Annotated in this window: 20 protein-coding genes and 1 tRNA gene; 9 read left to right on the top strand and 12 right to left on the bottom strand. The window is 72.5% G+C overall.

Annotated elements, in window-relative coordinates; genetic code table 11:
* The first annotated feature begins 7 nt into the window (after nt 1-7).
* From V4Y03_RS28770 to V4Y03_RS28760, 3 genes are all read left to right on the top strand, one after another.
* A complete protein-coding gene (locus V4Y03_RS28770; RefSeq protein ID WP_332436801.1) occupies nt 8-1,066 on the top strand; it encodes an ATP-dependent DNA ligase in 1,059 nt (352 codons plus the stop codon).
* Between the two features lie 566 nt (nt 1,067-1,632).
* Nucleotides 1,633-1,884 (top strand): hypothetical protein, encoded by a 252-nt coding sequence (locus tag V4Y03_RS28765; RefSeq protein ID WP_442809622.1) that lies wholly within the window; start codon nt 1,633-1,635, stop codon nt 1,882-1,884.
* A 144-nt stretch (nt 1,885-2,028) separates the two neighbouring features.
* Nucleotides 2,029-4,122, top strand: a complete 2,094-nt coding sequence (locus V4Y03_RS28760) for an MDR family MFS transporter (RefSeq protein WP_332436800.1) — start codon at nt 2,029-2,031, stop codon at nt 4,120-4,122.
* Between the two features lie 19 nt (nt 4,123-4,141).
* On the opposite strand, the gene V4Y03_RS28755 is transcribed toward V4Y03_RS28760, so the two are convergent.
* Entirely contained in the window at nt 4,142-4,603 is a 462-nt protein-coding gene (locus tag V4Y03_RS28755; protein ID WP_317875015.1) for a YchJ family protein, read from the bottom strand.
* A gap of 113 nt (nt 4,604-4,716) precedes the next feature.
* On the opposite strand from V4Y03_RS28755, the gene V4Y03_RS28750 reads away from it, so the two are divergent.
* A complete protein-coding gene (locus V4Y03_RS28750) occupies nt 4,717-6,060 on the top strand; it encodes a 6-phospho-beta-glucosidase (RefSeq protein WP_332436799.1) in 1,344 nt (447 codons plus the stop codon).
* Between the two features lie 102 nt (nt 6,061-6,162).
* Complete coding sequence (locus V4Y03_RS28745; RefSeq protein WP_332436798.1) at nt 6,163-8,019, top strand: M64 family metallopeptidase; 1,857 nt, start codon at nt 6,163-6,165, stop codon at nt 8,017-8,019.
* 77 nt (nt 8,020-8,096) lie between these two features.
* On the opposite strand, the gene V4Y03_RS28740 is transcribed toward V4Y03_RS28745, so the two are convergent.
* The 3 genes from V4Y03_RS28740 to V4Y03_RS28730 form a co-directional block, all read right to left on the bottom strand.
* Entirely contained in the window at nt 8,097-8,915 is an 819-nt protein-coding gene (locus V4Y03_RS28740) for an SAM-dependent methyltransferase (RefSeq protein WP_317875018.1), read from the bottom strand.
* Nucleotides 8,916-8,989: 74 nt separating this feature from the next.
* Entirely contained in the window at nt 8,990-9,226 is a 237-nt protein-coding gene (locus V4Y03_RS28735; protein WP_317875019.1) for a DUF397 domain-containing protein, read from the bottom strand.
* Complete coding sequence (locus V4Y03_RS28730; RefSeq protein ID WP_317875020.1) at nt 9,227-10,102, bottom strand: helix-turn-helix domain-containing protein; 876 nt, start codon at nt 10,100-10,102, stop codon at nt 9,227-9,229.
* Between the two features lie 271 nt (nt 10,103-10,373).
* Between V4Y03_RS28730 and V4Y03_RS28725 the strand changes: the two genes are divergently transcribed.
* The 3 genes from V4Y03_RS28725 to V4Y03_RS28715 are packed head-to-tail and all read left to right on the top strand — an operon-like array spanning nt 10,374 to nt 12,035.
* Entirely contained in the window at nt 10,374-10,805 is a 432-nt protein-coding gene (locus V4Y03_RS28725) for an ATP-binding protein (protein ID WP_317875021.1), read from the top strand.
* Nucleotides 10,799-11,290: a hypothetical protein gene (locus tag V4Y03_RS28720; protein WP_442809625.1), complete on the top strand. Its 492-nt coding sequence runs from the start codon at nt 10,799-10,801 to the stop codon at nt 11,288-11,290. The genes V4Y03_RS28725 and V4Y03_RS28720 overlap by 7 nt, the downstream gene beginning before the upstream one ends.
* A gap of 34 nt (nt 11,291-11,324) precedes the next feature.
* Complete coding sequence (locus V4Y03_RS28715; protein ID WP_332436797.1) at nt 11,325-12,035, top strand: class I SAM-dependent methyltransferase; 711 nt, start codon at nt 11,325-11,327, stop codon at nt 12,033-12,035.
* A gap of 16 nt (nt 12,036-12,051) precedes the next feature.
* On the opposite strand, the gene V4Y03_RS28710 is transcribed toward V4Y03_RS28715, so the two are convergent.
* The 8 genes from V4Y03_RS28710 to V4Y03_RS28675 all read right to left on the bottom strand — a co-directional run bounded on the left by V4Y03_RS28710 (nt 12,052) and on the right by V4Y03_RS28675 (nt 17,584).
* Nucleotides 12,052-12,405 carry a zinc ribbon domain-containing protein YjdM gene (locus V4Y03_RS28710; RefSeq protein WP_317875024.1) on the bottom strand — a complete coding sequence of 118 codons (354 nt, stop codon included), beginning with the start codon at nt 12,403-12,405 and terminating at the stop codon, nt 12,052-12,054.
* Nucleotides 12,406-12,511: 106 nt separating this feature from the next.
* Nucleotides 12,512-12,596: transfer RNA gene (locus V4Y03_RS28705), tRNA-Leu, on the bottom strand.
* A gap of 284 nt (nt 12,597-12,880) precedes the next feature.
* Nucleotides 12,881-13,591: a class F sortase gene (locus V4Y03_RS28700; RefSeq protein ID WP_443079837.1), complete on the bottom strand. Its 711-nt coding sequence runs from the start codon at nt 13,589-13,591 to the stop codon at nt 12,881-12,883.
* Between the two features lie 129 nt (nt 13,592-13,720).
* On the bottom strand, nt 13,721-14,278 hold the full coding sequence (locus V4Y03_RS28695; protein ID WP_317878287.1) for a hypothetical protein: 558 nt from the start codon (nt 14,276-14,278) through the stop codon (nt 13,721-13,723).
* A 141-nt stretch (nt 14,279-14,419) separates the two neighbouring features.
* Nucleotides 14,420-15,370 (bottom strand): beta-ketoacyl-ACP synthase III, encoded by a 951-nt coding sequence (locus V4Y03_RS28690; protein ID WP_317878286.1) that lies wholly within the window; start codon nt 15,368-15,370, stop codon nt 14,420-14,422.
* Between the two features lie 174 nt (nt 15,371-15,544).
* Nucleotides 15,545-15,928, bottom strand: a complete 384-nt coding sequence (locus tag V4Y03_RS28685) for a (2Fe-2S) ferredoxin domain-containing protein (RefSeq protein WP_317878285.1) — start codon at nt 15,926-15,928, stop codon at nt 15,545-15,547.
* Nucleotides 15,925-16,446 carry an isochorismatase family protein gene (locus V4Y03_RS28680; protein WP_332436796.1) on the bottom strand — a complete coding sequence of 174 codons (522 nt, stop codon included), beginning with the start codon at nt 16,444-16,446 and terminating at the stop codon, nt 15,925-15,927. Before V4Y03_RS28680 ends, V4Y03_RS28685 begins: the two co-directional genes overlap by 4 nt.
* A 25-nt stretch (nt 16,447-16,471) precedes the next feature.
* Complete coding sequence (locus tag V4Y03_RS28675; RefSeq protein WP_332436795.1) at nt 16,472-17,584, bottom strand: bile acid:sodium symporter family protein; 1,113 nt, start codon at nt 17,582-17,584, stop codon at nt 16,472-16,474.
* A 134-nt stretch (nt 17,585-17,718) separates the two neighbouring features.
* On the opposite strand from V4Y03_RS28675, the gene V4Y03_RS28670 reads away from it, so the two are divergent.
* Nucleotides 17,719-18,585 carry a LysR substrate-binding domain-containing protein gene (locus V4Y03_RS28670; RefSeq protein WP_332436794.1) on the top strand — a complete coding sequence of 289 codons (867 nt, stop codon included), beginning with the start codon at nt 17,719-17,721 and terminating at the stop codon, nt 18,583-18,585.
* The last annotated feature ends 291 nt before the right edge of the window (nt 18,586-18,876 follow it).

The raw sequence follows: 18,876 nt of genomic DNA, 5'->3' as shown, positions 1-18,876 counted from the left end.
TCGCCTCATGGATCTGCCGGTGATGCCGCCCGTGAAACCGATGCTCGCCAAGTCCGTGAAACGCATCCCGCCCGGCATGCAGTACGAGGCGAAGTGGGACGGCTTCCGCGCGATCGTGCACCGGGACGGACCCGAGCTGGTCATCGGCAGCCGTACCGGCAAGCCCCTGACCCGCTACTTCCCCGAACTGGTCGAGGCGCTCGCGGCCCGGCTGCCGGAGCGCTGCGTGGTCGACGGCGAGATCGTCATCGAGCACGGCGGCCATCTCGACTTCGACCGGCTCAGCGAGCGGATCCACCCGGCCGACTCCCGGGTCCGGATGCTGGCCGAGACCACCCCGGCCCGGTTCATCGCCTTCGACCTGCTGGCGCTCGGCGACGCGTCACTCCTCGACACCCCGCTGAGCGAACGCCGGGAGGCCCTGGAGGCGATGCTCGCCGGGGTCGACGCGCCCGTGCACCTCGCCCCCGCGACCCGCGACGCCGAACTCGCCGCCCGCTGGTTCGAGCAGTACGAGGGAGCGGGGCTCGACGGCGTGATCGCCAAGCCGCTCGACCTGCCGTACCGGCCCGACGCCCGGCTGATGTACAAGATCAAGCACGAGCGGACGGCCGATGTCGTCGTGGCCGGCTACCGCTTCCACAAGAGCGGCCCCGTGGTCGGCTCGCTCCTCCTCGGCCTGTACGACGATGGCGGCGCCCTCCAGCACGTCGGCGTGTGCGCGGCCTTCACGGCCGTCCGGCGCGCCGAGCTGATCGAGGAGCTGGAGCCCCTGCGGATGGACCCGCCGGACGGACACCCGTGGGCGGCGTGGGCGAACGAGGCCGCGCACGAGGGGGCACGGCTCCCGGGAGCGCCGAGCCGCTGGTCGGGCAAGAAGGACCTGTCGTGGGTGGCACTGCGGCCCGAGCGGGTCTGCGAGGTCGGATACGACCACATGGAGGGCGACCGCTTCCGGCACACCGCCCAGTTCAAGCGCTGGCGCCCGGACCGTACGCCGGAGTCCTGCGGGTACGGGCAGCTGGACGAGCCGGTGTCGTACGACCTGTCGGAGATCCTGACGTGAGTCCGGGCCGCAGGCCGTGACGCCGGCCCGACCGTGACGCCGACGGTGACGCCGGCCCGACCGTGACGCCGACGATGACGCCGGCCCGACCGTGACGCCGATTCCGACCGCGGCTCCGACCGCGATTCCGACCGCGGCTCCACACTGGCCACCCGAACCACACCAGCCCCGCTATCCACACCGGCCGCCCGGTTCGCTCCGGCCCCTCCGGCCACCCCAGCCGTCCCCACCCCCATCGATCCGCCGAGTGAGATGCTTCACATTCTTCGGTCGAACCGTTTGCCCCAACCAGCCCAAACCGACAGCCCGTTCGACGAACGTACGGTCGATATGCAGGTGCGGTGCGCAAGTCCGTCGCGGCCACCCGCCCCCGTACCTGCGAGAACGTTCCCGGCCGGCCGGGGCACCCGGACCAGCCCTCCGTGCCAGGACCCCAAAATCCCCGCCCGAGGGGCGTCCCGTCGTTGCCCCACCGGGACATCGCCGTGCCGGAACCCGTACGGCGATCCGGTACGTATGGAGTGGAGACCCTTCCGTACCCTCCCCGGACCGACTAGGACTGACCCGTGATCACCTCGCCCTCGCGCCTCGTTCCCGTCCCGATCCCCGACCACGTGGCCGCGCTGATCGGCTCCTGCCTGCCGCTGCACGTCCTCCAGGCGGAGGTCGACGCGGACTGCGCGGCCCGCGAGGTCTACCGCTTCCGGGGCCCGCTCTGCGCGGAGGACCGCGCGGACCGCGAGCACGCCCTCGCCGCGCTCGCCCGCGCCAACAAGATCCTCGCGAAGCACCACCCCCAGCTGCCGGTCATGCCCTGACCGGCCCCACCCGCGCGGCCCCGGGCGCATCCTGACGGGTCCTCTCCCCGCGCTCCGGGCGCCCCCGGAGGACCGCCCGTTCGGATCCGCCCGTTCGGCCGTCCCCCGCATGCACGCGGACGGGGCCGGTGTGACGCTGCGAGAGTGACCACGACCAGCGACGCAGCGCCCGCGCCCTCGGCCGCCACCGAACCACCCGTGCTCGACAGCCGCCGCCGCAACATCGTCTTCGGCACGATCATGCTGGGTGTCCTCCTCGCCGCCCTGGACCAGACGATCGTCGGCACCGCCCTGCCCACGATCGTCTCGGACCTCGGCGGCGCCGCCCACATGTCGTGGGTGGTCACCGCGTACCTGCTCGCCGAGACGGTCGCGACCGTCCTCGTCGGCAAGTTCGGCGACCTCTTCGGCCGCAAGGTGATCTTCCAGATCTCGGCGATCGTCTTCATCACGGGCTCGTTCCTCTGCGGACTCGCCACGAACATGACGCTGCTGATCGCCTGGCGCGGCCTCCAGGGCATCGGCGCCGGCGGTCTCATGGTCACCTCGATGGCGCTCATCGCCGATGTGATCCCGCTGCGCGAACGCGGCAAGTACCAGGGTGCGATCGGCGCCGTGTTCGGCGTCTCGACGGTCATCGGCCCCCTCCTCGGCGGGCTGTTCACCGACCACCTCACCTGGCGCTGGGCGTTCTACGTCAACGTGCCCATCGCGATCCTGGTCGTCATCGCCGCCGCCCGCACGATCCCCTCGGTACGCTCGGCGAGCCGCCCCGTCATCGACTACGCCGGCATCGCGCTCGTCGCCGCCGGCGCCAGCGCCCTGATCCTGGCCACCAGTTGGGGCGGCAACGAGTACGCCTGGACCTCCGGTGTTATCCTCGGTCTCTTCGCCCTCGGGATCATCTCCCTCGCCCTGTTCTGCTGGGTGGAGACCCGCGCGGCGGAACCCATGCTGCCGATGCGGCTGTTCGGCAACCCGGTCTTCACCGTCTGCTCCGTGCTGAGCTTCGTCGTGGGCTTCGCCATGCTCGGCGCGATGACCTTCCTGCCGACGTACCTCCAGTACGTCGACGGGGACTCGGCGACCGTCTCCGGCATCCGTACCCTGCCCATGGTCGTCGGTCTGCTGATCGCCTCCATCTTCAGCGGCAACGTCGTCAGCAAGACCGGGCACTACCGGACCTTCCCGATCGTCGGCTGTCTCGTCATGGGCCTCGGGCTCTACCTGCTCTCTCTCATGAACCCGGACACCAGCACCTGGCTGGCGTCGCTGTACATGTTCGTGCTGGGCGTCGGCATCGGCCTGTGCATGCAGGTCCTCACCATCGCCGTGCAGAACACCGTCGACTACGCCGACCTCGGCACCGCCACCTCCGGGGTCACGTTCTTCCGTACGCTCGGCAGCTCCTTCGGCACCGCCGTCTTCGGCACGATCTACGCCAACTCCCTCAAGCCCAACCTGACGGCCGGGGTCGGCGAGGCCACGGCCGTCGCCGAGAGCCTCGGCGTGGACCCGACCGGCATCGCGCAGGCCGCGCAGAGCCCGGCCGGCGTCCACGGGCTGCCCGAGCAGATCGCGCGGCCGATCGTCGACGCCTACGCCGACACCCTCCACACCGTCTTCCTCTGGACGGTGCCGGTCGCCGCCGTCGGCTTCGTGGTCGCGCTCTTCCTGAAGCAGGTGACGCTCCATGACTCCGCGCGTGCCTCCGCACCCGACATGGGCGAGGGCTTCGCCTCCCCCACCAGCTCCGGCGACTCGGCGAAGTTCCTCGAACTGTCCGTCGGCCGCCTCCTGCGCGGTATCGACGTCGACACGGCCCGGCGGATCGTCGCCGCTTCCGACACCCGGCTGGACACGGCCGGGGCCTGGGCGGTGATGCAGGTCGAGCTGTTCACACGGACCGTCGGGCACGCGAGCCTCGGCCTGATCTCGGCGGGGCGGCGGGTACCGCCGGAGGTGCTCCTGCCGGTCTTCGACCGGATGGTCGACGAGGGATACCTGACCCGCGACGGCAATCTGCTCTCCCACACCCCGGCGGGCGTGCGGGAGGCCAACGTGATCACACGGGCGTGGGGCGACTGGCTGTCCGAGCGGGTCGAGCAGGAACAGGGCCGGCCCAGCGGGCCCGAACTGCGGGTGGCGACGGACGCCATCGCCAAGAAGGTCGTCGCCGAGGACCTCGCGACCGGCATCCCGGCCGGCCGGACGACGGTCTCGGCGGGGGTCCGCTGATCCAGCCCCGGCGCCCCCGCTACTCGCCGATCTCGCCGTCCACGTACACCCAGGCGCCCTCGTGGCGCGCGAAGCGGCTCCGTTCGTTCAGCGCGCCCGGTTCGCCGCCGTGGACGTACCGCGCCGTGAAGGTGACGGTGCCGTGCCGGTGGAAGGCCGTGCCCTCGGTGGCGCCCTCGATCTCCAGACCGGTCCAGTGGAGCCCCGGGTCGAAGTCGACCTCCCCCGGGCGGGTCGCCGGAGCCCAGGTCCGGAGCAGATACGCCTCGTCGCGGACCACGAAGGCGCTGTATCGGGAGCGCATCAGCAGTTCTGCCGTGGGCGCCGTGCCGCCCGTCCCCGTGTGGAAACGGCCGCAGCAGGCGCCGTAGGCGGCGTCGAGCCCGCAGGGGCAGGGCGAGTCCGCGGTCACGGTGGGCGCGGTGCGGCTCACGGCCGCGCCGGCGGAGGAGGTACGGGGGCGGGTCTTGCGTCGGGACATGCCGTCATTCTCCCCCACCGGTGGCGCGCGCCGACGCCCGGCATGTGGACGGTCCCGTGGACGCCGGGCCGTCGTCCCGCTGCCCGGAGGGTGCTCCCGAGTAGCGTACGAGCATGAAACTGACGATTCTCGGAGGCGGCGGATTCCGGGTGCCGCTGGTGTACGGCGCCCTCCTCGGGGACCACGCCGAGGGGCGGGTCACCCGGGTCACCCTGTACGACCTCGACGCGGGGCGGCTCTCGGCCATCGCCAGGGTCCTCGCCGAGCAGGGCGAGGGCGTGCCGGACGCGCCGGAGGTCACGGCGACCACGGATCTCGACGAGGCCCTGCGCGGGGCCGACTTCGTGTTCTCGGCGATCCGGGTGGGCGGTCTGGAGGGCAGGGCGGCCGACGAGCGGATCGCCCTCGACGAGGGTGTGCTCGGCCAGGAGACCGTGGGGGCGGGCGGCATCGCGTACGGGCTGCGGACGGTCCCCGTCGCGGTCCACATCGCCCGCAGGGTCGCCGCCCTCGCCCCGGACGCCTGGGTCATCAACTTCACCAACCCCGCCGGCCTGGTGACGGAGGCGATGTCCCGGATCCTGGGCGACCGGGTCGTCGGCATCTGCGACTCCCCCGTGGGTCTCGGCCGCCGGGTCGCCCGCGTGCTCGGCGCCGACCCGGACGAGGCCTGGATCGACTACGTGGGTCTCAACCACCTGGGCTGGCTGCGGGGGTTGAAGGTCGGCGGCCGGGACGTACTGCCCCGGCTGCTCGCCGACGAGGAGGCGCTCGGCTCCTTCGAGGAGGGCCGGCTCTTCGGCCCCGAGTGGCTTCGCTCCCTCGGCGCGATCCCCAACGAGTACCTGCACTACTACTACTTCAACCGGGAGGCCGTACGGGCCTACCGGACCGCGGAGCGCACGCGAGGCGCCTACCTCCGCGATCAACAGGCAGGTTTCTACGAGGAGATGGGCAGGCCCGACACCCCGGCGCTGGCCGCCTGGCACCGCACGCTCGCCGACCGGGAGGCCACCTACATGGCGGCGAACCGGGAGTCCGCCGGGATCGGGGAGCGCGACGAGGAGGACCTGGAGTCCGGCGGCTACGAGAAGGTGGCGCTCGCCCTCATGCGGGCGATCGCCCGGGGCGAGCGGGCCACCCTGATCCTGAACGTCCGCAACGGCACCACGCTCGCGGCGCTCGACGCGGACGCGGTGATCGAAGTGCCCTGCTTCGTCGACGCGAACGGCGCCCACCCGGTGTCGGTGTCCCCGCTGCCGTTCCACGCGGTCGGTCTGGTGACGGCGGTGAAGGCGGTGGAGCGGGAGGTCCTCGCGGCGGCGGAGAGCGGCTCGCGGGCGACCGCGGTGAAGGCCTTCGCGCTCCATCCGCTGGTCGACTCGGTGGCGGTGGCCCGCCGCCTCCTGGAAGGGTACGCGGCGGAGCACGCGGGTCTGGCGTACCTACGACACTGAGGCGTCGCCCGGCCGCACGTCCGACGAACATCTTTACGGGGCCGGGGGCGCGTCCTAGGCTCGCGCCCCATGACCTCACAGCGCAGTGGAGTTCGACGAGAGGTGGCCCGCGTCATCGCGGTCTGCCTGCTGGCCGCCGGTCTGGTGGGAACCGTACCGGCGGCTGCCGAGACACCCACGGGTGACGGCCCGGTCGTCGTCCCCGTTCAGACCACCGGCCCGGCCGACCGGCGGTTCAACCTGGTTTTCCTGGGCGACGGTTACACCGCCGCCGAGATGCCGGCCTTCCGGGCCGATCTGGAACGGCACCTGAACACGCTGTGGAGCATCGAGCCCTTCGCCTCCTACCGTTCGTACGTCAACGTCTGGGCGGTGGAGTCCCCTTCGGCCGAGTCCGGGGTGGACTGCGACCCGGGGCTCGACGCCCCCGCCCGCGACACCGCGCTCGACATGGGCTTCTGGGGCGGATGCAATCCGGGCAGTGTGCAACGACTGCTGACCGTCGACGGCCGGAAGGCCGCCGCGCTCGCCGATCTCGTCCCCGGCACCAAAGGCGCCAACCGGCAGATCGTCGCCCTCGCGCACAGCTCCACCTACGGTGGCGCGGGCGGCGGTTACGCCACCGCGTCCGGCGGGAACGCACTGTCCTCCCTCATCACCCCACACGAGATAGGCCATTCGCTCGGCGGCCTCCAGGACGAGTACGACTACTACGGGCGGGGCGTGCCGGGCGAGACGTACTCCGGCCCCGAGCCCTCCTCCGCCCACCACACGCTCCTGACGGAGCGGCAGATGCTGGACGAGCGGGCCAAGTGGTGGCGCTGGCTGGGCGAGCGGAGTGAGGCCGGCGGGGTGATCGGCCGCTTCGAGGGCGGTCTGTACAACACGAAGGGCGTCTGGCGCCCGAGCCGCCACTCCCTCATGAAGACCCTCGGCTACGCCTTCGACCAGGTGGAGCGCGAGGTGATGGTCCGGGCGATCTCCGCGAAGGTGAACCTGGTCCAGGACCACACCCCGAACGAGGCACCGGTCGGGGCGGACCGAACGGTGTGGGTCGACACCCTGCACCCGGTCGGCGGCGCGCTCTCCGTGACCTGGCGGCTGGACGGCCGGACGCTTCCCACGGGCGGGGCCCGCACGGTCGACCTGCGGAGGCTGCGGCTCGCGCCCGGCCCGCACACGCTGACGGCCACGGTCACCGACCCGACGCCGTTCGTCCGTGACCAGGCGGTCCGCGCCTCCCCCGCGCTCACCCGGACCGTGGGCTGGACGGTGGACCCGTCGCTCACCACCGCCCGGGACGGCACCCCGGCCGGGTTCACCGGCCACACCCCCACCGGCTCCCCGGTCGGCGCCCGGACCGTCGTCCACGCGGACACCACCCACCCGGTGGACCGCACCCCCGTCGTCCACTGGCGCCTCGACGGCCGCCCTGTCGCCACCGGCGCCAACGACCGTGATCTGGACCTGCGTTCGCTCCGGATGGCTCCGGGCACCCACACCCTGACGGCTCGTCTCCCCGGCACCGCCGAGACGTTGACCTGGACGGTGGACGCCCGTCCGGCCACCGCCGCGTACGAACTGTCGGAGCCGCTGCGTACGGTACGACGCCCCGGGCGTCCCGTGGAGTACGTGTACGACGGCCCCTTCACGATGCGGCTGACCGCACGGGACGACCAGGAGGGCGCGGTGGTCAGCCAGTTCCGGGTGGACGGCGACGGCTGGTACACGTACTACGGCTGGCCGACGGACGCGGACGCACCGTTCCGCTTCACCCCGGGCGGCACGGTGATCGACGACCTCGTGTACGGGAAGCTCGGCCGGAGCAGGGCCGTGCCGTGGGACGACGCGACGCCGGACTACGGCACGCACACCGTCGAGTACCGCACGGTCGACGCGGCCGGCAATGTGAGCGGGGCGCGGGGTTTCCTGGTGACCCTGAACCCGCCGGGCCGCTGACGGACGGCGGGGCGGGCGCACGAGAAGGCCCGTGGACCGTCCGGTCCACGGGCCTTCGTCCGCGCTGTTCCTGGCGGTCAGAGCTTGCGGGCCACCCCGGCCCACCCCGGGATGGGGTCGTCGCCCTGGACCGGGACGGGCTCGCCCAGCTCCGGGTGCCACTCGGCGGTGAGCGCCACGCCCGGCTCGACGAACTCCATGCCGTCGAAGAACGCGGCCAGTTCGTCCCGCGAGCGGGGCCGCAGGGTCAGCCCGCGCGCCTTGTACATGGCGGTGGCCTGCGCCGCGCCCTCGGGGTTGAAGTCCCCGGTGACATGGGAGAGGACCAGGTAGCTGCCCGGTGCGAGCTGGTCCACGAGCTTGCGGACCAGTTCGTACGCGCCGTCCTCGTCCCCGACGAAGTGCAGCAGGGCGAGCATCGACAGCGCGATGGGCTGATCGAAGTCAAGGACCTTTCCGGCCCTTTCGAGGATGACCTCGGGGTCACGGGCGTCCGCCTGGATGTACTCGGTGGCCCCCTGCGGGGTCGAGCGCAGCAGGGCGGCCGCGTGCGCGAGCACGATCGGGTCGTTGTCGCAGTAGACGATGCGGGAGTCCGACGCGGCCTGCTGCGCGATCTGGTGCAGGTTGGGCTCGGTCGGGATGCCCGTGCCGACGTCCAGGTACTGGCGGACGCCATGGGCGCTGAGCCAGCGGATGGCCCGGTGCATGAAGGCCCGGTTGACGCGGGCCATGTCCCGGCCACGGGCGTCGACGGTCAGCAGCTGGCGCGCCATCGCCTCGTCGACGGGGTAGTTGTCCTTGCCGCCCAGGAACCAGTCGTACATACGCGCCGGATGAGGCGTGCTGGTGTCGATGTGAATTCCGCCGTGTGGGGCTGCGGGGTCCTGGGTCATCGGCTCTCCTGGTCGGGATGAACGGGTGGCGCTACAACAAGAGTTACGCGACGCTACGGGCGGGGCGGAAGGGGTCAGGTGAGGAGAAAGTCAGCCTGACCGGATTTGGCCCCCTGGATGAAAGCGGCGATCTCCCCGTGGGTGTAGATGAGCGCGGGTCCTTCAGGGTCTGCGGACTGTCGCACGGCGACCCTGCCGTCGGCCAGCTTCATGGCCTCCACGCAGTTGCCCCCGTTCCCGCCGCTCCAGGGCTTGTGCCAGCCCTCGGCACCTAGCTCAGCGGCGGGCATGCCGTTGTATACGCGATCCATTCACAGCTCCTTGCGGAGACTCCGGAGAATCTCCTTCGTGCGTTGTGCAGTCGCGGCCTGAGCCGCCATGCGGTCCATGACCTCCAGGTGGGACGCCACCTCGGGGCGCGCGTCGAGATAGACGGCGCCGGTCAGGTACTCGCTGTAGACCATGTCCGGCAGTTCGGGCATGGCGAAGCGGAAGAGGACGAACGGTCCGTACGTCCCCGGGTGGTGGCCGGAGGCGAACTCCGCGATCTGCAGGGTGACGTTCGGCAGCTCGGCCGCTTCGAGCAGCCGGTCGAGCTGGTCGCGCATCACTTCGGGCCCGGCACCGACCGGTCGGCGGAACACCGTCTCGTCCATGATCACCCAGAACTTGGGGGCGTCCTCCCTGGTCAGCAGGGACTGACGCTCCATCCGTAGGGCTACATGGCGTTCGGTGTCCTCGTCCTTGTCGGCATCGCTGCCGCCACCGACCGCCCCGCTGCGCAGAATGGCACGGGCGTACTCATCGGTCTGGAGCAGACCGGGGATGAACTGCGGTTCGTAGGCGCGGATGAGGCTGGCGGCCCCTTCCAGGCTCACGTACATGGAGAACCAGCCGGGCAGCACGTCGTGGAACCGCTGCCACCAGCCGGGGAGGTTGGCCTCCTCCGTGAGGGCGACGAAGCCCTCCGCCTCGGAGTCGGTGATCCCGTACTCCTTCAACAGGAGCTGCACATACGGGACCTTCAGGGCGACCTCGGCGGTCTCCATGCGCCGGACGGTGGCCGGGGCCACCCGGAGGACCTTCGCGGCCTCTTCCCTCTTCAGGCCGGCACGCTCCCGCAGATCCTGCAGGCGCCTGCCGAGAACGACCTGTCCCACCGTGGGGGCGGACCGCGGCTCGCTCACTCTCAGACCTCCCCGACGCACTGTTTCGACGAGTGTGCCACGAAGCCGGGCCAGTGAGAACACGGCACTCTGCAATTTTCAGAGTGCCACTTGCCAAGTGTCCGAGTCAGGAGGACAGTGTTCCGGTGAACCAGTACACGCTGCCGCCGTGCGCCACCGCGCCACGGTGACAGCGCCGTACGGCAGTCCTGCCCACTGTTGTGAGGAACCGGTCGTGGCTTCTGGTAACGCGCAGCCCTCAGGTCTCATGAGCCCTCGAGCCCCTCGGGTCATGGCCCAGCGCCCACAGCAGCACACCGATCCCGTCCGCCGCTTCGCCTTCGAGCTGCCGGCCCTCACCGCGTCGGTGGCGCGGGCCCGCAGACTCGCGGAGGAGCGGCTGATCCTCTGGGGCTGCGGCCCCGACATACGGGACACCGTCGCCCTGGTCGTCTCCGAACTCGTCACCAACGCCGTGGTGCACACCGCCAGCGGCCGGGTCATATGCGAGATCCGCGAGGGCGAGGAGACGCTGCGCATAGCCGTACGCGACGAGGGCGGACCCGCGGGACCGCGGATACGCGACTGCGGCGAGGACGAGCGGGGCCGCGGCCTCCTCATCGTCGACGCACTCTGCACCGCCTGGGGCGCCGACCGCACCGGACACGGCACCGCACAGGTCGTCTGGGCGGAACTGGCCCATGGCATGGGGGAACCGTGCTGAGGTCGATGGCCACCCGCATGATCCCGCTGCTCCCCGGAGCCCGCAAGGCGCACGGCGCACGTGTGCCGGAGCAGTCCCGCCGCTCCCCCGGACTCACCGGCGGCCAAGCCCGCCCCCGTGACCTGGGCGCCACCCGCCTCGCCGTCCCCGTCGGCCTGCACACCGGCCTCGGCTGCGACGCCGTCGGCGTCCCGGCCCGCTTCGGCTTCAAGATCCTCTCCCGCCTCCCCGCCAAGGGCTGCGTCTACGCCGACTCCGACTGGTGGTGGTGGCTGGTCCCGGCCGGCTCCGACCTGGACCTCGCCTGGCCGCTGCCCGCCTGCTACGCGCCCGGCGCGGAGATCCCGGACCGCCGCCCCCGGCTCATCCACCACCCCGACGGCACCTCCCCCTACACGCCGCCGATCCCGCTGTACCTGCTGGTCTGCCAGCTGACGGGGATCGCGCCGTCCTGGGCGGCGCCCCCGGTGCGCAGCACGCTCTGACGCGTACGTCCCGTGACGGCATAGGGTCGGGGACATGTTCACCCCGCAGGGTCCGACCCTCCGCGAACTGACCGTCCAGGCGCTCTCCTCGGTCGAGCGCGGCTACGACCTGCTCGCGGAGAAGTTCGACGCGACCCCGTTCCGCACCTCCGACCGGCTCCTGACCTCGGTCACCGAGTCCCTGGAGGCCCTCGGCCCCTTCGGGTCGGGGCTCGACGTCTGCTGCGGCACGGGAGCCGGGCTCGGCGTCCTCCGCTCGGTCTGCGCGGGCCGGATCACCGGAGTCGACTTCAGTACGGGAATGCTGGACCGGGCCCGCCTCGCCCACCCGGGCGCCACCCTGGTCCGCGCCGACGCGCTGGCGCTGCCCTTCGGCCCGGTCTTCGACCTGGCGGTCAGCTTCGGCGCCTTCGGCCACTTCCTTCCGGACGCCCAGCGCGCCCTGTTCGCACAGGTCCACGCCTCCCTGCGGCCCGGCGGCACCTTCGCGTTCCCGCTGCCGGCCCCGCCGCCGGTGGGCTCGCGCCTCTACTGGGCGCTGTGGGGCTTCGACGCCACGATGCGCGTCCGCAACGCCGTCCTGCGCCCGCCGTTCGTCATGTACTACCGGACCTTCCGCCTCGCGGACGTCCGCACCCGCCTGACGGACGCGGGTTTCGAGGTCACCCTCACGCCGCTGGAATCGCTGGGCCGCAGGGAGGACCGCAGCCCGCGCTGCCGGCTGGTGGTGGCACGCAAGGCGTGAGCGGGCCCCGCGGGGCTCAGGCCTTCTTGACCACGCTGGACTTGAGCTGCATGGCGCCGAAGCCGTCGATCCTGCAGTCGATGTCGTGACCGTCGACCCCGTCGACCAGGCGGATGTTGCGCACCTTCGTGCCCGCCTTGATGCCGGACGGGTTGCCCTTCACCTTGAGGGCCTTGACGACGGTCACGGTGTCGCCGTCGCTCAGCACGTTGCCGACGGCGTCCTTGATCACCCGCTCCCCGTCGGCCTCGGCCGCGGGCTCGGCGCCCGGCACCCACTCGTGGCCGCACTCGGGGCACACGACCAGGTTGTTCATCTCGTAGGTGTACTCGCTGGAGCACTGGGGGCAGGGAGGAAGGTTCTCGATCACGGTTCCAGGATAAGTGCTGGCCACGGGCCCGGCTCCGGCCGATCGCCCGGTGCGGAGAAACGAGAAGTGCCGGTCGATTCGAGATCGACCGGCACTCTTCCCGCGGTGTCCGAGGGGGGACTTGAACCCCCACGCCCGATAAAGGGCACTAGCACCTCAAGCTAGCGCGTCTGCCATTCCGCCACCCGGACCAGGTGTCTGTCGTTTCGGGGTTTCCCCCGCGGCGACAGATGTAACTCTACCAGGGGTTTGAGGTGCCCTTCACCAGCATTTCCCGTGGTCAGTGCGGCGCGGCGGCCTCGTGGGCCTTGATCCACTCGCCGGGACCCGGCGTATGCACCGAGTGTCATCGGACGGGTGCGCCGGGCGCCGCGGGGGTGGTGGGAGCCAGGCGCCCCCCGACGCCGGCTCCGTGGGAGCCACCCTGGCGAGGACCTCGCGGTCCGGGCCAATCCGCCGGCCTGAGTCCGTCAGGTCAGCGGACCTCGGTCAGGCGGGCGGAGACCACGACGTTGCCCTCGTAGCCGTTCCGCTCGGTGAACGTGCCGCCGCAGGTGATCAGGCGCAGCTCGGGGGCGCCCGCGTCCCCGTAGAGCCGTTCGGCCGGGAAGGCGTCCTTGGGGACGACCTCGACGCCGTACACCGTGAACACGGCGGTCCGGCCGTCGCGGCGGGCGATCTCCACCCGGTGTCCCTTGCCGACGGATCCGAGGTCGTAGAAGACGGCGCGGCCGTTCGGGGTGTCGACATGGCCGACGACCACGGCGGTGCCGCGTTCCCCGGGGGTGACCGCTCCGTCGAACCAGCCCGCGAGCCGGTCGTCCTCGGGCGGTGGCGCCTCGATCCAGCCCTCGGCGTCGAGGCCGACCACGGTGACGGGTGCGTCGATCCGGACGGCCGGGACGCGGACCCGGACCGGTGTCGACGCGGGCAGCGGACCGGGGGCGGAGACGGGGAGGCTCGTCGCCGCGGCCCTGGCGCCGTCCGGCGCCGCCGCGGCGAGGGGCTGCGGGGGGCCCTCGGCCCGGATCTCCTCCGTACCGCCGCGTACGAGGTGGACGCCGATCAGCAGGACGACCGCGATGACGCCCCAGGCGCCGCGCCGGGACATACCGTCCGGCCGGCCCGCGCCGCTCGGCGCGGCCGTGTGTTTCGGCCCGGCCGCACCGTCGTCCGACCGCCCCACGTCCGCCACCCTCCTCGTCGTCCTGCCCGCTGCCCGCGCCGCCGCCCGGTACGCGTGTGGCGCCCCTCCGTCCCGGACCTCGTCACACCGGGGCGGAGGGGCCGTTTCGGGTTCCTCTGGTGCGAGCCGTCAGGGACGGCCGTCGGCGGCCCGGCGGCGGGTCAGTACGACGGCGGCGCCGAGCGCCCCGGCGATGAGCAGCACACCGGTGGCGACCTCGGTGGCTCCCAGGCCCTCGGAGGCCGCTCCGGAGGCCGCGGCGGTGCCGTAGCCGGCCTTCACGCCCTTGTGCGCGCCGGGGGGCATGCCGTTGTCGTGTTCGGGCCGGTTCCCGCCCTGGTCGCCCTGGGCGATGGTGAGTTTGGTGGTGCCGCGCTCACCTTTGCAGTCGAAGGTGATCTCGTACTGGGTTCCCGCCTTGGCGTCGAAGTCGACGGTGGCGGTGCCCGCGCGGCCCTCGTTGAGGGTGACGGTGTCGAAGACCCCGGAGGTGACCGTCACCGAAGGGACCTCGCAGCCGTCCGAGGTGAGGGTGACGGTGCCTCCGGGGGCGACCGTCGCGGGGGTGACGGAGAACCCGAACGACGTGACGTCGTGGTTGCCCTCGTCCGCCAGGGCCGTCGGCGCGACCGCGACCACGGCGGCGGCGCCCAGCAGGGCGGCGGAAGCGGCACGTATGGCGCGCATGGCGGTCCTCCAGATCACGCGAGGGCTCGGCCGCGGAGCGATTCCGGGGCCGGAAGGCGATGACCCTCACCGCGATCGAAGCTAGGTCCGCCCCCGGCGCGCCGCCACCGGGCTCCGCCGAACGGGGCACGCCCGCCCCGGCTACGGAACGCGGACGACCTGCCCCGCGTACGAGAGGTTCCCGCCGAAGCCGAAGAGCAGGACCGGCGCTCCGGTGGGGAGTTCGCCGCGCTCGACGAGCTTGGCCAGGGCGAGCGGGATGGAGGCGGCCGAGGTGTTGCCGGAGTCGACGACATCGCGGGCGACGATCGCGTTCACGGCGCCGATCTTCGCGGCGAGCGGCTCGATGATCCGCAGGTTGGCCTGGTGCAGGACCACCCCCGCGAGTTCCTCGGGGGCGATGCCGGAGCGCTCGCAGGCCTTACGGGCGAGGGCCGGCAGCTGCTGGGTGGCCCAGCGGTAGACGCTCTGGCCCTCCTGGGCGAAGCGGGGCGGGGTGCCCTCGATACGGACGGCGTTGCCCATCTCCGGGACCGAGCCCCACAGCACCGGACCGATGCCGGGCACGCTCTGCTCCTCGTCCACGGCCTCGACGATCGCGGCGCCCGCGCCGTCGCCGACGAGGACGCAGGTGGTGCGGTCCGTCCAGTCGGCCACGTCGGACATCTTGTCGGCGCCGATCACCAGGACGCGGCGCGCGCCGCCCGCCCGTACCGCGTGGTCGGCGGTGGCCAGGGCGTGGGTGAAACCGGCGCAGACCACGTTGAGGTCCATGGTCGCGGGCGAGGTCATCCCGAGGCGGGCGGCGACCCGGGCGGCCGTGTTGGGCGAGCGGTCGATGGCGGTGGAGGTGGCCACGAGGACGAGGTCGATGTCGTCCGGGGCGAGCCCCGCGGTGGCCAGGGCCTTGCCCGCCGCGTGGGCGGCGAGCTCGTCGACGGGTTCGTCGGGCCCGGCGATGTGCCGGGTGCGGATGCCGACCCGGCTCGTGATCCACGCGTCGTCGGTGTCGACCAACTCCGTGAGGTCGTGGTTGGTCAGCACCTTGGCGGGCTGGTAGTGCCCGAGCGCGGCAATGCGAGTGCCCGTCATACCCGGGACCCCCTAGGTGGTTCGATCGTCCGGCAGGATCCCCCAGTCTTGCCAGCGACTCATGGGTAACCGGTGACGTAAACCACCAAGATTCCCCCGTACAGCTTGGCCGACCGTGACAAGGACCCCCGTGGGGCACGGTCCCCGCGGCCCCTGGCCGGTCCCGTGACGGGGTCAGTTCTTCGGCGGGTCGATCATCTGGAGCGCGAGGGCGGCCGGGGGCGGGGCGAGGCCGGGGCCGCCGGCCCCGGTCCAGGCGAGGATGTCGTCGAGGGCGTCCTCGTCGAGGGTGAAGGCGATCCAGGCGGCCTTTCCGCCGCGCCGCCGGCCCTCGGTGGAGGGCTGGACGACGACGATGTTCGCCTGCGCGCAGGGGCCGAGGCAGTCGCTGGTACGGACGGCGAGCCGGCCACCGGAGGCCGCGGCGGCGGCCCGGAGGCGGGCGAGCTGGCCGGTGTGGTCGGTGCCGGGGTTCTTGCGGGCGTCGCCGCAGCAGCAGCCGCGGCAGACGACCAGGGAGCAGGGGCGGGCCCCGTACCGTATCGGGACCGGGGTCACTCGGGGCCGTCCAGGGTGATCTCGGAGGCCGGGGCGACCGTGCCGAGGCGGGGGAAGTCGAGGCCGACGGAGGCGTGGTGCTCCTCGGCGGTGAGCGCGCTCATGGCGTCCTCGGCGAAGACCAGGTCGTAGCCGAGGTCGCAGGCGGCGCGGGCGGTGGACTCGACGCCGAGGTTGGTGGCGATGCCGCCGAGGACGAGGGTCGTGGCGCCGAACCCGGACAGCAGTTCATGGAGTCCGGTGCCGTGGAAGCCGCCGATGGTGCCCTTCACCACGACGGGTTCGCCGTCGCGGACGAGGTCCGGGACCAGCTCGCTGCCGGGCGGCTGGGCCTCGACGTTCGGCCGCTCGACGCGGATGTGGACGACGGGCGCGCCGGCCGCCCGGAAGGTGTCGGCGAGCCGGGCGGCTGCGGTGAGGACGTCGGTGCCGGGGCGGGGCGCGAGGGGCAGCGCGACGATGCGTTCCATGAGGTCGACGAGGACGAGCGCGGTGCGACCGGGATCGAGTGCGGGCATGGGAGCACCGTAGCGGCCCCGTTGATCATCTCGGGGCGGCCGTGGGTGTGATCCGGCCTACGGGGGCCGGGGCGGGCGCGGGCGCGGGCTCCGCACGCTCCGGCGGGGTCTCCCCCCGTTCCGGCGGGGTCTCCCCCGGCTCCGGGTCGCGCGCGCGGCGCTTCGCGATGACCGCGCAGACCATCAGCTGCATCTGGTGGAAGAGCATCAGCGGGAGTACGGCGAGGGCGGCCTCGGGGCCGAAGAGGACGCTGGCCATCGGCAGTCCGGCCGCCAGGCTCTTCTTCGAGCCGGCGAACTGGATCGCGATCCGGTCGGCCCGTCCGAAGCCGAGGCGGCCGGCCCCGTACCAGGTCAGGGCCAGCATCGCGGCGAGCAGCACGGCCTCGACGGCGAGCAGCGGACCGAGCCGGGCCGGGGTGACGAGGTGCCAGACGCCGGCGACCATGCCCTGGCTGAAGGCCGTGTAGACGACGAGGAGGATCGATCCCCGGTCGACGTACCCCAGGACCTTCTTGTGGCGGACGAGGAAGCCGCCGACCCAGCGGCGCAGGAACTGTCCGGCGAGGAACGGTACGAGCAGCTGGAGCACGATCTTGAGCAGCGCGTCGGCGGAGAGGCCGCCGGCGCCGCTGCCGAGGAGCAGGGCCGCGAGCAGCGGGGTGAGGAGGATGCCGGCGAGCGAGGAGAAGGAGCCGGCGCAGATCGCGGCGGGCACGTTGCCGCGCGCGATCGAGGTGAAGGCGATGGACGACTGGATGGTGGACGGCACCAGACAGAGGAAGAGGAGACCACCGTAGAGCTGCGGCGTGAGGACGGTGGGGACGAGGCCGCGCGCGGCGAGGCCGAGGAGCGGGAAGAGCAGGAAGGTGCTGCCGAGGACGGTGAGGTGGAGCCGCCAGTGCTTGAGGCCGTCGAGGGCTTCGCGGGTGGAGAGCCGGGCGCCGTAGAGGAAGAAGAGGAGGGCGACGGCTCCGGTGGTCGTGCCTTCCGCGACGTCGGCGGCGGCGCCCGAGGCGGGCAGCAGCGCGGCGAGGCCGACCGTTCCGAGCAGGGCGAGGACATAACCGTCGACGGGCAGCCGGGACGGCAGACGGAGGACACGGCGTGGGGTGCCGGCGGGCGTACGGACGGTCATGGGCTCCACGGCTTCGTGCACTACGGGGGGCTGGTCGCGCCTTCCCCATCCTGCTCCACGGGCCGGTGATCGGGAATCCCGTACAGCGCTCTGACTGTCATCACGAACCGCGATGAAGGGGGTACGGTCGTCCCGTGTACGAGCCCACCCAGTTGCGCACCTTCCTCGCCGTCGCCCAGACACTGAGCTTCACCCGGGCCGCCGACCGGCTCGGGCTGCGGCAGTCGACCGTCAGCCAGCACGTGCGGCGCCTTGAGGAGGCCACCGGCCGGCCGCTCTTCACCCGGGACACCCACCGGGTGGCGCTGACCGAGGACGGCGAGGCCATGCTCGGATTCGCGCGCACGATCCTCCAGGCGCACGAGCGGGCGGCGGCGTTCTTCGGCGGGACCCGGCTGCGCGGGCGGCTGCGGTTCGGGGCGTCGGAGGACTTCGTGACGACCCGGCTGCCGGAGATCCTGGAGTCGTTCCGGCGCGAGCACCCCGAGGTCGACCTCGAACTGACGGTCGAACTGTCCGGAACGCTCCAGGCCCGGCTGGCCGCGGGGCGGCTCGATCTGATCCTGGCGAAACGGCGCGGCACGGAGAGCGAGGGCCGGCTCGTGTGGGAGGACACGCTGATCTGGATCGGCGCGCCGGGGCTGCGGCTCGAAGCGGACCGTCCGGTCCCGCTGATCCTGTACCCGCCGCCGGGGATCACCCGGGCGCGGGCGCTTGAGGCCCTGGAGGCGCAGGGCCGGGCCTGGCGGATCGCGTGTACGAGTTCCAGCCTGAGCGCGAACGTGGCGGCGGCCCGCGCGGGGCTCGGGGTGATGGCGCACACCCGGGGCATGGTGCCGCCGGGTCTCGTGCCGCTGCCGGCCCGTGCGGGGCTTCCGGAGCTGGGCGACGTGGGCTTCGTGCTGCGTGCGGGGCGGCGGGGCGGGGCGGTGCAGGAGGCGGCGGACGCGTTGGCGGAGGCGATCCTGGCGGGCGGGGACCGGCTGCACCGGCCGGGCTGAGGGGTACGGGGCCGGGCGGACGGCGCCAGGGCCGGGCGGACGGCCGTTGGGCGGACGCGGGCCTGCGGCGCGCGTCCCCACCGGTCGGACGCCCCTCATCTACCGCACAGTCCCGGCCCCACGGCGCTCCGGTGAGCGGTCCGTACAGATTCCGTGGAGATTCGACCCCGGTGGGCGTACCGCGCGGTCGGTAACGGCCCCGCCGGACCCGCGACTTGGCTCCCCCACCCATCCTGACCTGTGCGAACACGGAATGTCCCGGCTTGGTGAAGGCCCTCCCGCCAGGCAGTC

The organism is Streptomyces sp. P9-A4, from assembly GCF_036634195.1.
Lineage (GTDB): Bacteria > Actinomycetota > Actinomycetes > Streptomycetales > Streptomycetaceae > Streptomyces.
Note: the sequence above shows the minus strand (reverse complement) of the source record. Positions and strands in the feature narration are given on the sequence as shown.

What these genes read in the sequence shown, in the direction of transcription:
- V4Y03_RS28770 (WP_332436801.1), top strand. Translation starts at nt 8, where the DNA reads ATGGATCTGCCGGTGATGCCGCCCGTGAAACCGATGCTCGCCAAGTCC.
- V4Y03_RS28755 (WP_317875015.1), bottom strand. Translation starts at nt 4,603, where the DNA reads ATGTCCCGACGCAAGACCCGCCCCCGTACCTCCTCCGCCGGCGCGGCC.
- V4Y03_RS28750 (WP_332436799.1), top strand. Translation starts at nt 4,717, where the DNA reads ATGAAACTGACGATTCTCGGAGGCGGCGGATTCCGGGTGCCGCTGGTG.
- V4Y03_RS28740 (WP_317875018.1), bottom strand. Translation starts at nt 8,915, where the DNA reads ATGACCCAGGACCCCGCAGCCCCACACGGCGGAATTCACATCGACACC.
- V4Y03_RS28735 (WP_317875019.1), bottom strand. Translation starts at nt 9,226, where the DNA reads ATGGATCGCGTATACAACGGCATGCCCGCCGCTGAGCTAGGTGCCGAG.
- V4Y03_RS28725 (WP_317875021.1), top strand. Translation starts at nt 10,374, where the DNA reads ATGGCCCAGCGCCCACAGCAGCACACCGATCCCGTCCGCCGCTTCGCC.
- V4Y03_RS28715 (WP_332436797.1), top strand. Translation starts at nt 11,325, where the DNA reads ATGTTCACCCCGCAGGGTCCGACCCTCCGCGAACTGACCGTCCAGGCG.
- V4Y03_RS28695 (WP_317878287.1), bottom strand. Translation starts at nt 14,278, where the DNA reads ATGCGCGCCATACGTGCCGCTTCCGCCGCCCTGCTGGGCGCCGCCGCC.
- V4Y03_RS28690 (WP_317878286.1), bottom strand. Translation starts at nt 15,370, where the DNA reads ATGACGGGCACTCGCATTGCCGCGCTCGGGCACTACCAGCCCGCCAAG.
- V4Y03_RS28680 (WP_332436796.1), bottom strand. Translation starts at nt 16,446, where the DNA reads ATGCCCGCACTCGATCCCGGTCGCACCGCGCTCGTCCTCGTCGACCTC.
- V4Y03_RS28675 (WP_332436795.1), bottom strand. Translation starts at nt 17,584, where the DNA reads ATGACCGTCCGTACGCCCGCCGGCACCCCACGCCGTGTCCTCCGTCTG.